We start from the raw sequence: 14390 nt of genomic DNA on the forward strand, positions 1-14390 counted from the left end.
ACCGGCAATTGAGGCCGAGCGGAGCGATATCCGCTTGCGATGGATGGCACCATGGGACGGGTGAGCCCAAGTCATCTACCGCATCGCCCGCCGCGCGTTCTGGAGCAGTCCACGAAGCTGCAGAACGTCGTCTACGAGATTCGTGGACCGGTACACGCGCAGGCGGCACGGCTGGAGGCCGAGGGTCATCGGATCCTCAAGCTCAATATCGGCAACCCGGCCCCGTTCGGCTTCGAGGCCCCCGATGTGATCATGCGCGACATCATCGCCGCGCTGCCCTATGCCCAGGGCTACTCGGAATCGAAGGGCATCCTGTCGGCCAGGCGCGCCATCGTCACCCGCTACGAGCTGGTGCCCGGATTCCCGGAACTCGAGGTCGACAGCGTGTACCTCGGCAACGGTGTCTCCGAGCTGATCACCATCACCATGCAGGCGCTGCTCGACAATGGCGACGAGGTGCTGATCCCCGCGCCCGACTATCCGCTGTGGACCGCGATGACCAGTCTGGCCGGTGGCACGCCGGTGCACTACCTGTGCGACGAGTCCAGCGGCTGGCAGCCCGATATCGCCGATATCGAATCGAAGATCACCGACAAAACCAAGGCTCTTTTGGTGATCAATCCGAATAACCCGACCGGCGCCGTATATTCTGCGGAAATTCTCCAGCAACTCGTCGATATTGCGCGCAAGCATCAGCTGTTGCTGCTCGCCGACGAGATTTACGACAAGATCCTCTACGACGACGCCAAGCACATTTCACTGGCCTCGGTCGCGCCCGATCTGCTGTGCCTGACATTCAACGGGCTGTCCAAGGCGTATCGGGTGGCGGGCTACCGCGCGGGCTGGCTCGCCATCACCGGCCCGAAGGAGCACGCGTCCGGACTGCTGGAGGGCATCGATCTGCTCGCCTCGTCCCGGCTGTGCCCGAATGTGCCTGCGCAGCATGCGATTCAGGTCGCGCTCGGCGGGCATCAGAGCATCGAGGATCTGATCCTGCCCGGCGGGCGACTGCTCGAGCAGCGCGATGTCGCGTGGGAGCGGCTGAACATGATTCCCGGTGTGTCATGCGTGAAGCCGAAGGGCGCGCTGTACGCGTTCCCCAGGCTGGATCCGAATGTGCATGAGATCCATGATGATTCGAAGCTGATCCTGGATCTGCTACTGCAAGAGAAGATCTTGATGGTGCAGGGCACCGGCTTCAACTGGCCCGACCATGATCACCTGCGGATCGTGACGCTGCCGTGGGCAAGGGATCTCGCGGTGGCCATCGAACGCTTCGGCAACTTCTTGTCGAGCTATCGGCAATAGGTTGCGCGGACCTGTCCTGACAGCTGCTCCGCCCCGCTTCTAGCTCTTAAACCGACCGAATGTATGGATATACGCGAAGTTTGGAGACTAGCTAGCGCATTAGAAGTACTTTTGTGTACAGTAGGACTCGGCACTTTCGAGTGCCCGACCGGGTTGCCTACCCCCCTGGGTTAACCCGGTCTCTGGTTCGGCCGCCTACCCCCCTGGGCCGCCGGCCTGTGGGCGGCGGAGACATCCCCCTGCTCTCCGCCGCCCCCTCCAAACCCCGCTCGCCGGCCAAGTCGCCGACTCCCGCCCGACCTTTCCGGTCGCCACGCCGCTTTTGAAAATGAAATCCTTTAAGCTCTGCTGCGGGCAGCCGACTCGGGCTGAACAGCCGTTTCCTGCCCGCTGGGAACCACCCAGCGAATACCACCGGACAGGGTAGGAGCCCGCGCAGTCATGAGTGACCACCACCATCACCACGACCACTCCGGTCCGATCGCGATCGGTGACACGGCTGCCCGCGTTGTCGTCGGATTGCTCACCGTCATAGGCGTTTTCGTGCTGCTCGGCGCCGTCCTGCTGTGGCCGAGCAATCAGCACATCGACATTCCGCTGCCGATGCAGAACTCCGGTGGTGGCGCGGTGCAGACCGAGGCGGGCACCGTGGTCATGCAGGACGTCGGTCCGTGCGGCAGCACCTCGAACGGCAAGGTGTTCGTCGAGAAGCCGGACGTGCCGCGCAACAGCCCCTACACCTGTCAGCGCAGCATTGTCGATATCGAGTCGGGGCCGCACAAGGGCAACAAGACACTGTTCGAACTCCCGCCAGGCCCTGGCCAACCCGACCTGCACGCCGGGGACAAGATCAGGGTGGTCCGGCAGGCGGATCCGAGCGGCACCCCGATGTATTCGTTCGAGGATTACTCGCGCGGGACGCCGTTGACGCTGATCGTGGCGGCCTTCGTCGTGGTGATCGTGGTGGTGGCGCGCTGGCGCGGGCTGCGCGCACTGATCGGGCTGGTGTTCGCCTTCGGTGTGCTGGTGATGTTCCTGCTGCCCGCGCTGTTGGATGGCAAACCCGCGATACCGGTCGCGCTGGTCGCCGGCGCACTGATCCTGTATGCCGTGCTGTATCTGGCGCACGGGCTGAACCTGCGCACCAGCTCGGCGCTGCTCGGCACGCTGACCTCGATGCTCGTCGCGGCGCTGCTGTCCTGGCTTGCCATCGAGATGACCCATCTCACGGGGCTCTCCGAGGAACAGAACACCAACGTCGCGACCTACATCGGACACGTCAGCATCACCGGGTTGCTGCTCGCCGGGTTCATCATCGGCTCGCTGGGCGTGCTCAACGACGTCACCATCACGCAGGCCTCGGCCGCGTTCGAGCTGGCCGCGATCGACGAGTCGGCCACGCGGCGAGAGGTTTTCACGGCGGCCATGCGCGTCGGGCGCGACCACATCGCCAGCACCGTGTACACCCTGGTGCTCGCCTACGCCGGTGGTGCGCTGCCGCTGCTGATGTTGTTCAGCGTGGCGGGCCGATCCATTCGCGACGTGCTGACCGGCGACGCGGTCGCCATCGAGATCGCCCGCTCGTCCGTGGGTGGTATCGCGCTCGCGCTGTCGGTTCCGTTGACCACGGCCATCGCGGTTGTCCTCGCCAAGCCGTTCGGTAGGCGGGAACAGGTGGCACCGCCGCGTCGGGCCAGGCACGCGCGCAACTGATTTCGCGTGCTCGACGCACGCCTCCTCGAACGCTCAGCGCGGAGGAGGCGGCGGGAAGGGGAACACCTCGGGCGGGATGGTCGGCACCACGATCGGCGGAAGGCCGGGCACGACAATGGTGTTCGGTCCGGGCGCGGGTGGCGGCGGGTCGGTAGTGGTGACACGGCGCGGCGGCGGCGCGGCGACCGACTCCGCGGGCGTTTCGGTCGGTGTGGCGGGTGCGACCGCGATCTGCGGGCTGAGGGTGGTGGTGCGCGCCGGGGTGGTCGTCGGCGCCGATGGCGAGCCCTCGCTGTGTGAATCGCGTTGCAGCACTTGCGGACCGTAACCGAGTCCGAGCCCGATCGCGGCGACCACCGCGAGGGCGCTTACGGTCAGTACCGCGCCGCTGATCTCGCGCTTGCGGCGTTTGGGCGGGGTCGATAACCACGCGGGGGACAGCTCGGGGTCGAGCGCACCGGTGGCGGCAACGACCTCCGGCTGGGCCGGCCGGACCGGCCTGGCCAGCAGCGCCGCACCGCGGGAGACCACCGTCTCCGGGCTGTCCGGCACGATCACCGGAACACCCATCCAGCGTTCGAGCACCCTGGCCACCAGCGGAATCCGGGCGCAGCCGCCGATGGCGAGCACGCCGTGCACCGGGCGGTCGGAGCGGGTGATCACGTCGCGTGCCATCCGCGCCGACGATTCGATCGCCAACATGATCAGCGATTCGAAGTTCTCCTGCGCAAGCAGCACCAGGCCCTGTTCGCTCGGCAGCGCGACGGCGGTGTTCGTTGACAGCTGTTCCTTGGCCTCGCGACACAGCCCGTCGAGCGTGGCGAGACCTTCCTCGTCCGGCGGATGCGCGATCCGGCCCGACGCGATCTGCTGTTCGCGGATCAGCGAGTCCAGGTAGTCGCCGCTGATATCGCTGGTGCGCTCGCTGTAGCGCACCTCGCGCGACTGGGTATCGACAACGCTCACCGTGAGACCGGAGCTGCCGAGGTCGTAGACGACCAGCGAGGAGATGCCGCGGATATCGCCGGTGGACTGGGCGAATTCGAGCGCGGCGACGACTTCGGGGACGAGTTCGTAATTGGTCAGCTGCTGGCGTGCCATGGCCGCGCGGACCGCGCGCGCGTGCTGCTCACCGCGGTACGCGATGGCGGTGGCGCTGATGTCGGGCGTGGTTTCCAGCGTGACGCCGATGGCCTCGGCGGCCAGTTCCTCCACGGTCTGCTCGCCGACCGGAATGGTCTGCAGATCGAACGAGTGCGCCTCGATGTGGCCGTGGGGGTTCGCGGTGTGTGGTCGCGCCATACGGACAGCGCCGGCCCCCACCGAAACTCCCAGTACCGAACTCATCAGCTGCCCATCTCGTTCACACTTCACGACATGCGAGCCAGCGCGAAGGCCCGCTCCCCGGACCATACCGTCGACGAGCGTCTGTGCATACGGCAGGACTTGATCGTCGAGCCGGAGACCCCGCAACTCTACGGTGTACCGAGTCCCGCGTACACCCATCCGGCCGCCCGCCAGTTGGCACGATTGAGACAATTCCTCCCGTCGATGATCGACTTTGTCCGAACTACCCGATTCAAATCCTCCGGCCGCAGTGCGGTGAACTCGTCCCATTCGGTGAGCACCAACACAACGTCGGCTCGCTCACATGCCTCCGCCACCGAGGTCGCGTAGTTCAGGGTCGGGAACACCCGCCGTGAATTCTCCAGCGCCTTAGGGTCATACACCGTCACCACCGCGCCGTGCAGTTGGATCATGCCAGCGACATTCAGCGCGGGCGAATCGCGAACATCGTCGGATTCCGGTTTGAACGCCGCGCCGAGCACCGCGACATTCGCGCCGAGCAGCGAACCACCGCACGCGCGCGCCGCCATGTCCACCACCTTGGTGCGGCGGCGCATATTGATGTTGTCGACCTCGCGCAGGAATGCCACCGCGTGGTCGGCGCCGAGTTCACCGGAGCGGGCCATGAACGCGCGAATATCCTTCGGCAGGCAACCGCCGCCGAAACCTAGTCCGGCATTGAGGAATCGGCGGCCGATGCGGGCGTCGTAGCCGAGGGCGTCGGCGAGCATCGTCACATCGGCGCCGGTCGCCTCGCACACTTCCGATACCGCGTTGATGAACGAAATCTTCGTTGCCAGAAAGGCATTCGCGGAAACCTTCACCAATTCCGCGGTGGCCAAATCGGTAAGCAGGAATGGCACCTCGTCGGCGATCAGGTCCGCGTAGATCTCGCGCACCATGTTCTCCACCCAGCCCGCGGCGTCGCGCTCCCGATCAACCCCGAGCACAAGGCGATCCGGGCGCAGCGTGTCCTTCACCGCGAAGCCCTCGCGCAGGAACTCCGGGTTCCAGGCCACCTCGACATCGGTCGAGGTCAGCTGCCGTGCCCTGACGCCGAGCGCCGCGGCCGTGCCGACCGGCACCGTCGACTTGCCGATGATCACCGACGGACGATCGAGCAGCGGCACCAGCGTGTCGACCACGGCGTGCACGTACTTCAGATCGGCGGCGTATTCGCCCTTCTTCTGCGGCGTTCCGACCCCGAGGAAATGCACGTCGGCGTGCGCAGCCGCCTCGGCGTAGGAGGTGGTGAATCGCAGCCTGCCGGTGTCGAGGTTGCGCCTGAGCACGTCCTCGAGACCCGGTTCGTAGAACGGCACCACACCATCGGACAGCTTCGCGACCTTGCCTGGGTCGACATCCACCCCGATGACGTCATGTCCGAGTTCGGCCATGCACGCTGCGTGCGTGGCCCCGAGGTACCCGGTTCCGAAGACTGTGCATCGCATGATCGATTGATAAGCCCTGCCGGTGGCCGCACCGCGTCACCGAGGCAAGGGTCACGGCAACGGTAGGTGTACATGTGGCGACATATATCGGGCTGGATGCCCTGACCTGCGCGGATGCCGCTAGCATAGATCGGATGCGACGTCGCCGATGGGCCTGGGCCTGGTTGGCCTTGATCGTCGTCCTTGCCGTCGCTGTGACCGCCCTCTGGCCCGTCTACGTCCGCCCGCGCACCGACACCCCCGCGCGCGCCGACGCCATCCTCGTGCTCGGCGGCGCCCACGACGGCCGCGAACGACTAGCCCTGCGAATGGCCAACGACGGTCTTGCCCCGCGCGTCCTCATCTCCGACCCGTACGAGCACAGCGCCCTGATCAACCGAATCTGCCACGGCGGCTACAGCTTCGAGGTTCTCTGTTTCGACCCATCACCACGCACCACCCGCGGCGAAGGCCGCGAACTCGCCCGCCTGGCCCGCGCCAACGGCTGGCACCGCGTCATCGTCGTCACCTTCACCCCGCACATCTCCCGAGCCCGCTACATCCTCGAAAAGTGTTGGCCCGGAGAACTTCTCTTCACCGACCCCGCCCCACCCCTATCCATAGCCCGCTGGTCCTACAACTACCTCTACCAATCCGCCGGTTACCTCAAGGCCGCCTTCGAGGGCTGCTAGCTGCGTGCAGTCGGCATCTCTCAACAAAGTGCTGGCACCTGACATCAGTTTTGATACAGTGCGGGGGACACGACTTTGTGCTGTCTCGCTTCTGGCGACTGTCGGATGCGAGGCAATGGTGCGCACCCTCTGGGAGGGCAGATGGATTACGACTGGTCAGCGGTGGATTCGGCGTTTCGGGATGAGGTGCGGGAGTTTCTCGAGGCGAAGCTGACGCCGGAGTTGCGGCGGGCGGGGCGGCTGGCTACGAGTGTGTATCCGGACCATGCGGCGAGCATGCAGTGGCAGCGGATTCTGCATGAGCGGGGGTGGGCGGCACCTGCTTGGCCGGTGGAGTTCGGGGGGTGCGAGTGGAGTTTGACGCAGCATTACATCTTCAATCGGGAGTCGACGTTGGCGGGGGCGCCCGCGTTGTCGCCGATGGGGATCAAGATGGTGGCGCATGCGATCATCGCGTACGGGACGGCGGAGCAGCAGGCGTTCTATCTGCCGCGGATCCTGACCGGGGAAGTCTTCTTCTGCCAAGGGTATTCGGAACCGGAGGCGGGGTCGGATCTGGCGTCGCTGACGATGGCCGCCGTCGAGGACGGCGATGACCTGGTCTGCACCGGCAGCAAGATCTGGACAACCCATGCGACAGAAGCGAATTGGATCTTCTGCCTGGTGCGTACCTCGCGGGCGGGGAAGAAGCAGCAGGGCATCACGTTCCTGCTGATCGACATGACCACGCCTGGCATCGAGATTCGGCCGTTGGTGATGACCTCGGGTGAGCAAGTGCAGAACCAGGTCTTCTTCGACAATGTCCGGGTGCCGAAGAGCAACGTGCTCGGCCGGATCGACGACGGGTGGACCGTCGCGAAGTATCTGCTCGTGCACGAGCGCGGCGGGGCGATGGCACCGTTCCTGCAGGCGATGGCGCGGGAGATTGCCGTCGAAGCGGCGGAACAGACTGGGCCGGACGGCAATTCGCTGATCGATGATCCGGCGTTCGCGGCGCGGTTGGCCGAGGCGCGGATTCGTACCGAGGTGCTCGAAATCCTGGAGTACCGCACGATTTCGGCGATGTCGCGTGGCCAGAATCCGGGACCGGCCTCGTCGATGCTGAAGATCCTGGCGACCGAGCTGAGCCAGAAACTGACCGAACTGGCCTTGTCGGCCGCGGGTCCGCGCGGACGCGTCTATCAGCCGCATGCCACGAAACCCGGTGGTCCGATCGCGGAATTCACGCCACCCGCCGACGACTACCGCAGCGGCGAGGCATGGCAAGCCGTCGCACCGCTGCGCTACTTCAACGACAGAGCGGGCTCGATCTACGCGGGCAGCAACGAGATTCAGCGAAACATCCTCGCCAAAGCAGCATTGGGGCTCTGATGGACTTCACCCTTACCGATGAGCAGGAACTGCTCCGCACCGCGATCGCCGGATTCCTCGGCGCCCGTTATGAATTGGCGAAGAGCCGCACCGCGGCCAAGGTCGGCGCCGGTTGGCAGCCCGCGGTGTGGCGCGCATTCGCCGACGAACTCGGCATTCTCGGCGCGACCCTGCCCGAACGGGTCGACGGGATGGGCGGCGGTCCGGTCGAATTGATGGTGATCGCCGAGGAATTCGGGCGGGCGCTTGTTGTCGAGCCGTTCGTGGACACGGTCGTCGTCGGCGCCGGGCTGTTGAACCGGTCCGGTGGCGAGCGGGCCGACGCGCTGTTGCGGCAGATCGTGTCCGGCGACGTGCGCACCGCTTTCGCGGCGCTGGAACCGACTTCGGGCCAGACGCTGCACGATGTGTCGAGTACCGCGCGGCGCGAAGGTGATTCGTGGCTTCTCGACGGCGCGAAGACCGTGGTGACCAGTGCGCCGCTGGCCACGCACCTGCTGATCACCGCACGCACCTCCGGCAGCCGCCGCGACCAGCGCGGTATCTCGTTGTTCTGCACCGAATTCGACGCCGACAACCCGCCGACCGGGGTCGAGGTGCACCCGTACCGGACCATCGATGACCGCGTCGCGGCCGACATCGTCTTTACCGGCTTCCGCCTGCCCGCCGACGCATTGCTCGGTGTCGAGGGAACCGCCTGGGTCGCCATCGAACCCACCATCGACGAGGCGATCGCGGCCGTCGCCGCCGAAGCCGTGGGGTGCATGCGCAAGGTGCTCGCCGACACCCTCGAATACGTCAAGCAGCGCAAGCAATTCGGCCAGCCCATCGGCAGCTTCCAGGTCCTGCAACACCGCATGGTGGACATGTACATAGAACTCGAACAAGCCATCGCCGCCGTCTATCTCGCGATCTACTCCCTCGACGCCGACACCCCGACCCGCGCCCGCGCGGCCTCCGCCGCCAAGGTCACCATCACCCGCGCGGCCCGCTTCATCGGCCAGAACGCCGTCCAACTCCACGGCGCCATGGGCATGACCGAAGAACTGGCCATCGGCCACTACTTCAAACGCCTCACCGCCATCGACCAAGAATTCGGCTCCCCCGACCACCACCTAACCCGCTACGCGGCCATGACGAGGCCTAGTTCCGCCCGCTGACCTCGGACGGAGCCGCCATCCCTCGACATCACTCCGACGCGGCCGAGTCCGCGGCAACGGAGGAGACGCTCGGCGCGCTGACGCAGCTGCTGGCGATCGCGCTCGATGACGAGATCCTCGAACGATTGGTCGGGCGGCTGACGATCACATTCCCCTGGATCGAACTGCTACCAGAGTCGGAACGGCCCGAGTTCGTCGCCGACTTCCTCAACCATGCGCGAGGTGGGCTCGCCGTCGGAAGGCTTGCCGGGCTGACCGCCACGTTGGCGGCGTGGCGGGATACCGCTGCGGCACATGCGGACCCAAGGATCCGCGTCGACGGCACCGACCTCAACTACCTCGACAAGCCGGTGGTGGTGCGCGACCCAAGGGGCGGTGAGTGAGCAAGCGGCATCATCGGCCGATGCACGTCCCGGACCTCGACGCTGTGGTCGAGGTCCGGGATGGGGGTGGCTCAGAGCTTTTGCCATAGGGCGGGGGTGTTCGGGGGTTCCCAGCCGGAGATGGCGGTGTGGGATTGGAGGCAGAGGTAGCGGAGGCCGTCGTAGGTGACCTCGTTGCCTGCCTCGTAGCTGGTGCCTGCGGTCCATGGGCGGGAGCTGGGTGGGGTGGTTGTTGGCGGCGTCGTGGTGGTCGGGGGCGCCGTCGTAGTTGTGGGTGGGGTGGTTGTCGTGGTTGGTGCCGGGGTTGTGGTGGGGGGTGTGCCGCCGATGTTCAGGTCGACGCAGGAGTAGAAGGCGTTGGCGGTGTCGGCGATGTTCCAGATGGCCAGGAGCTTTTGGCGGCCGGTGAAGGATCCGAAATTCACGGTGTGCGTGACGGTTTGGCCGGGCTGCTGGTTATTGCCGGGGACTACGCCGACTCGTGTGTCGCCGATGTAGTACTCCCAATTGGAGGTGCTGTGGCGGGCGGTGTTCGTCCAAGTGAAGGTGGCGGACTGGCCGACCGAGCTCACTTGCCATCCCTTGCTGTCGTCGTTGAGTTCGGCGAATTGGGGAAGATTGCCGTTGCAGTTGCGCAAGCCCTTCGGCCCCTCGACGCTCTGCGGCTCGTATTTGATCGAGCCGCAAGACACGGTGCCTGCCGCGCATTGGGCCTGTCTGCTCGGGGGCGATGAAACGTAACCGTGGGCGTTCGCCAAGCCCGCCGGGAACAAGACCGCCAGGAAAGGTGCGATTCCTATGGCGGCCCCGAGTACTGTCAGCTTTCGTTTGTTGATCATTGCGCTCCTAATAGCCTGAGCAGCAGGGGCCGGCGTACTGATCAGTAATCAAAGGTGATGTCAGAGAAAAAATTTCGAGCTCTAATGTGCCAAAGACGATAAGTCGCCGACCGGAACAGGGGCAAGGGATCGAAGTATCGGCGTTGACGAGCGCGTTACGCATTGCGGCTGACCGCGGCCGGGATCAGTAGTGCCGTAAGGGAACTGGTGATTGTTGCGCCGCATGGGGCGACACTCCCCAGTGCCTCCCCACACGTCGGTTATCTGTAGCAATGCGATGCCGGCGCAGGCGCGAATCCAGACATGGGCGTGGACTATTCATAATCCCGATCGCGCGTCAACGGAATGACTGGATTATGCCGCCTGATTAGTTGATCGATGCGCCGGACGCAGATCGACCCGGTTCCGTCATGCGGACCCGGGTCGATCTGTATTGCTATGCGGTTGTGGAGATCAGTTCTTGCGGCCGGGAGCCTTGGCGCCGGACTTGAAACCGAGGCCGCCCGGCTTGGCGGCCGGGGGAGTGGCTTCGGCGGCGCCGTTGCCGTTGGCGGGCTGCTCCGGCGCCGGAGTCGCTTCCGCCGCAGCGGATTCCGTGGCAGGTTCCTCGGACGGCTCGGCCGAGGTCGGCTCAGCCGGTGTCGCCGGGGCGGGTGCCGCGGTGCCGGGTGCCTTCGGGCCGGGGCGCTTGAAGCCGGACTTCATGGCCAAGCCCTTGGCGGGGACCGTCGGCTTGGTCTCGGTGGATTCCGAAACCGGTTCGGCGGCAGCCGGTTCCGGGGTGCCCGGTTCCGATGCGGGGGCGTTCTCGGCGGGTGCTGCCGGTGCCTTTGCGCCTGGCGCTTTAGCGCCTGGTGCCTTGGCGGCGCCCTTCATGCCCAGACCCTTGACGGGCTTGGGCGCAGCCGCGGCCTCGGGCGTGGACTCAGCCGTGGATTCGGCGGCCGGGGCGGGTGTCGCCTTGGCACCGGGCGCCTTAGCCGCGCCCTTCATACCGAGCCCACCCGGCTTCTTCCCCGGACCCTTCATAGCCAGACCCTTGACCGGTGCGGCCGGTGCCTCGGGAGCCGATTCCGCTTCGGACGCAGTGGCTTCCGCGTCGGTCTTGGCCCCGGGTGCCTTAGCCGCACCCTTCATACCGAGCCCGCCGGGCTTCTTCGCCGGGCCCTTCATAGCCAGACCCTTGACCGGCGGTGCTTCGGGAGTCGATTCCGCTTCACCCGCAGTGGTTTCGGTGTCGGCCTTGGCACCGGGTGCCTTAGCGGCACCCTTCATACCGAGCCCACCACCACCGGGTGCCTTCGCCGGGCCTTTCATACCGAGCCCACCGGGCTTCTTGGCCGGACCCTTCATCGCGAGCCCACCACCGGACGGTGCCGCCTTCGCAGCCGCCGAGGTCTCGACCGCAGGCTCAGGCTCGGGCTCGGGGACTTCTTCGACCACAGCAGCTTTCGGCGCCTGAACAACAACCAGGTTCTCAGTCAGCGTGGACGCATCCACCCGATCGATGGCATCGAGCATCAACTGCGCGACATCAACAACCTCGACCCCTGCACCCTCACCCTTCTCCTGCCGGGCGGTCACACCATCGTTGAGCATCACCCGACAGAACGGGCAACCAGTCGCGATCTTGCCCGGCGTCGACCCCGGATTCGCCGCCAGGGTATTCAACCCCTCATCGACCCGATCCACATTGATGCGCTTACCGAGCTGCTCTTCCATCCACATACGCGCACCACCAGCACCACAACACATGGAACGCTCACCATGACGCGGCATCTCGATCAACGTCGACCCCGAGGCCTCCATCAACTCACGCGGGGCGTTGTAGACCTTGTTATGCCGACCCAGATAACACGGATCGTGGTAGGTGACGTTCTGCGACACCGACGCGACCGGGATCAACTGCTTCTGACGCACCAGACGATTGAGCAACTGCGTATGGTGCACCACCTCATAGTTGCCACCCACCTGCGGATACTCGTTGTTGAGCGCGTTGAAGCAATGCGCACAGGTGACGACGATCTTCTTTTTCTTCTCCTCAACCCCGGCGAACACCGAGTTCAACGTCTCGATGTTCTGCGCCGCGAGCTGCTGGAACAGGAACTCGTTGCCCGCACGCCGAGCCGAGTCACCGGTGCAGGTCTCCTCTTGGCCGAGCACCATGAACTTCACCCCCGCGGTGGCGAGCAGCTCAGCGACCGCCTTGGTGGTCTTCTTGGCACGGTCCTCATAGGCACCGGCACAACCCACCCAGAACAGGTAGTCATAACCGTCGAAACTATCGGCGTCGCGCCCGAACACCGGAACCGTGAACTCGACCTCGTTGATCCAGTTGAGCCGATCCTTGGCGTTCTGCCCCCACGGATTGCCCTTGTTCTCCAGATTCTTGAACAACCCCGCCAACTCCGACGGGAAATCCGACTCGATCAACACCTGGTAGCGGCGCATATCGATGATGTGATCGACATGCTCGATATCGACCGGGCACTGCTCAACACACGCACCACAGGTCGTGCACGACCACAACACCTCAGGATCGATGATCCCACTGACATCCACGCCACCGACCAGCGGACGCTCGGCCTCGGCCTTGGCCGCCTCGGAAATCTTCGCCAACGCCGCCTCATCCGGCTTGCCCTCGGCGTCGACCAAACCCACCTCGTCGCCACCCATATCCTTGCGGCCACCAGCCAGCAGATACGGCGCTTTCGCGTTGCCGTGGTCGCGCAACGACATGATCAACAGCTTGGGCGACAACGGCTTACCGGTATTCCACGCCGGGCACTGCGACTGACAACGACCACACTCAGTACACGTCGTGAAGTCCAGCCAACCCTTCCACGAGAAGTCCTCGATCCGCCCCGCACCAAAAGTGTCGTTGTCCGGATCAGCGGTCTCCATATCAACCGGCAGACCCTTCGACATCATCGGCTTGGCAGCACCCAACGCCACCCCACCATCATCTTCACGCTTGAAGTAGATGTTCGGGAACGCCGAGAACCGGTGCCACGCCACACCCCAGGTGATGTTGCGGCCGACCAGGTAAAGGAAGGCCATGCCCGACATCAGCTTCACGAAGGCGAACAGCGCGACCATGGTGGTGCTCGCGGGCAGCAGCTTGGCCACCTGCATGGTGAAGAAGTCGGTCCACGGGTCGGAGTGGCCGTAGGCGGCGATCTTGCCCGCCTTCACCAGGACCATGCCGAGGCCCTCGATCAGCACGATGCCCTCGATCACGTACGCGGGACCGAACTTCGAGCCGCTGAACCGGGACAGCCGCTCGGGCAGTCGCGGGTGGTTCAGCTGGCGAATGATGATCAGCGTGCCGATGCCGAGCACGGTGCCGATACCGAGGATCTCGTCCCACAGGTGATAGATCGGCCAGTTGCCGATGATGGGCCAGTGGAATTCGGGATCGAAGGTCTGCCCATATGCCTCGAACCACAGCATCATGCCGCCGATGAAGCCGACCATCACGAGCCAGTGGGCCCAGCCGACGGTGCGGAATTTGGCCATGCGCGTGTGCGCGATGAATTCCACGAGCATTGTCTTCAAACGCGGGAAGAACGGTCGCCAGCGGTCCGGTGCGGGCTGTCCGAGCATGATGGCGCGGACGATATTGCGGACGCCGCCGATGAACGACGCCCAACACAGGAGGCTGAGCGTCGCCCCAATCGTGCCCAGCGTCACTGTCAGGGCATTCATGTCGCGACCTTTCTCTAGAGGCAACACGAGCGAGGGCAGTTCGGCACCGCCCGATTGGCTCGTATCCTAACCGGCAGTAAGTTACCCACCGGTAACATATGCTATCCGTCGTACCATTTGCACCTGAGCTATGCCCCCTCTTGCTGGGGCTTGACTCAGATTTGGGCTGTGATGAACGTCACAGCCGGTTTAGCGATCTAGGTGCGTGTTCAGGTGATCATCACCGTAAACGCCGAGGCTTCCGGCCTAATCGGTAAGGACAGGCTTAGTCCGCAAGCCTCGTAATGCATCTCGCTTCTGGCGAGACGTTGGATTACGCTCACGACGTTCTGTCTGCTGTGCCTATCTCCACACTGCTCGGGGAGGATCCGGGGCGACCGCCCGGATTTGATGAAGAGCGTTCTCGCGTGCGGAGATCGACCGGCCGGCAACCTGATGA

10 protein-coding genes are annotated in these 14390 nt (G+C 64.9%); 6 read left to right on the top strand and 4 right to left on the bottom strand.

The window, feature by feature from the left end; genetic code table 11:
* The first annotated feature begins 51 nt into the window (after positions 1-51).
* A complete protein-coding gene (locus OG203_RS27310) occupies positions 52-1308 on the top strand; it encodes a pyridoxal phosphate-dependent aminotransferase (RefSeq protein ID WP_405160117.1) in 1257 nt (418 codons plus the stop codon).
* Between the two features lie 441 nt (positions 1309-1749).
* Entirely contained in the window at positions 1750-3021 is a 1272-nt protein-coding gene (locus OG203_RS27315; RefSeq protein ID WP_405160118.1) for a YibE/F family protein, read from the top strand.
* 33 nt (positions 3022-3054) lie between these two features.
* Here OG203_RS27315 and OG203_RS27320 read toward each other — a convergent pair whose 3' ends face one another.
* Together OG203_RS27320 and OG203_RS27325 are read right to left on the bottom strand one after the other, a co-directional pair.
* Positions 3055-4368 (bottom strand): Hsp70 family protein, encoded by a 1314-nt coding sequence (locus OG203_RS27320; RefSeq protein ID WP_405160119.1) that lies wholly within the window; start codon positions 4366-4368, stop codon positions 3055-3057.
* A gap of 128 nt (positions 4369-4496) precedes the next feature.
* Positions 4497-5819: a UDP-glucose dehydrogenase family protein gene (locus tag OG203_RS27325; RefSeq protein ID WP_405160120.1), complete on the bottom strand. Its 1323-nt coding sequence runs from the start codon at positions 5817-5819 to the stop codon at positions 4497-4499.
* A gap of 134 nt (positions 5820-5953) precedes the next feature.
* On the opposite strand from OG203_RS27325, the gene OG203_RS27330 reads away from it, so the two are divergent.
* The 4 genes from OG203_RS27330 to OG203_RS27345 all read left to right on the top strand — a co-directional run bounded on the left by OG203_RS27330 (position 5954) and on the right by OG203_RS27345 (position 9404).
* A complete protein-coding gene (locus OG203_RS27330; protein WP_405160121.1) occupies positions 5954-6490 on the top strand; it encodes a YdcF family protein in 537 nt (178 codons plus the stop codon).
* Between the two features lie 141 nt (positions 6491-6631).
* Complete coding sequence (locus tag OG203_RS27335; RefSeq protein ID WP_405160122.1) at positions 6632-7861, top strand: acyl-CoA dehydrogenase family protein; 1230 nt, start codon at positions 6632-6634, stop codon at positions 7859-7861.
* A complete protein-coding gene (locus tag OG203_RS27340) occupies positions 7861-9021 on the top strand; it encodes an acyl-CoA dehydrogenase family protein (protein WP_405160123.1) in 1161 nt (386 codons plus the stop codon). The genes OG203_RS27335 and OG203_RS27340 overlap by 1 nt, the downstream gene beginning before the upstream one ends.
* Before the next feature lie 125 nt (positions 9022-9146).
* Complete coding sequence (locus OG203_RS27345; protein WP_405160124.1) at positions 9147-9404, top strand: hypothetical protein; 258 nt, start codon at positions 9147-9149, stop codon at positions 9402-9404.
* A gap of 71 nt (positions 9405-9475) precedes the next feature.
* Here OG203_RS27345 and OG203_RS27350 read toward each other — a convergent pair whose 3' ends face one another.
* Both OG203_RS27350 and OG203_RS27355 read right to left on the bottom strand, forming a co-directional pair.
* Positions 9476-10243 (bottom strand): lytic polysaccharide monooxygenase, encoded by a 768-nt coding sequence (locus OG203_RS27350; protein ID WP_405160125.1) that lies wholly within the window; start codon positions 10241-10243, stop codon positions 9476-9478.
* Between the two features lie 453 nt (positions 10244-10696).
* On the bottom strand, positions 10697-13951 hold the full coding sequence (locus OG203_RS27355; protein ID WP_405160126.1) for a (Fe-S)-binding protein: 3255 nt from the start codon (positions 13949-13951) through the stop codon (positions 10697-10699).
* Positions 13952-14390: the final 439 nt, after the last annotated feature.

This window comes from Nocardia sp. NBC_01499 (assembly GCF_045040275.1).
Classification (GTDB): Bacteria; Actinomycetota; Actinomycetes; order Mycobacteriales; family Mycobacteriaceae; genus Nocardia.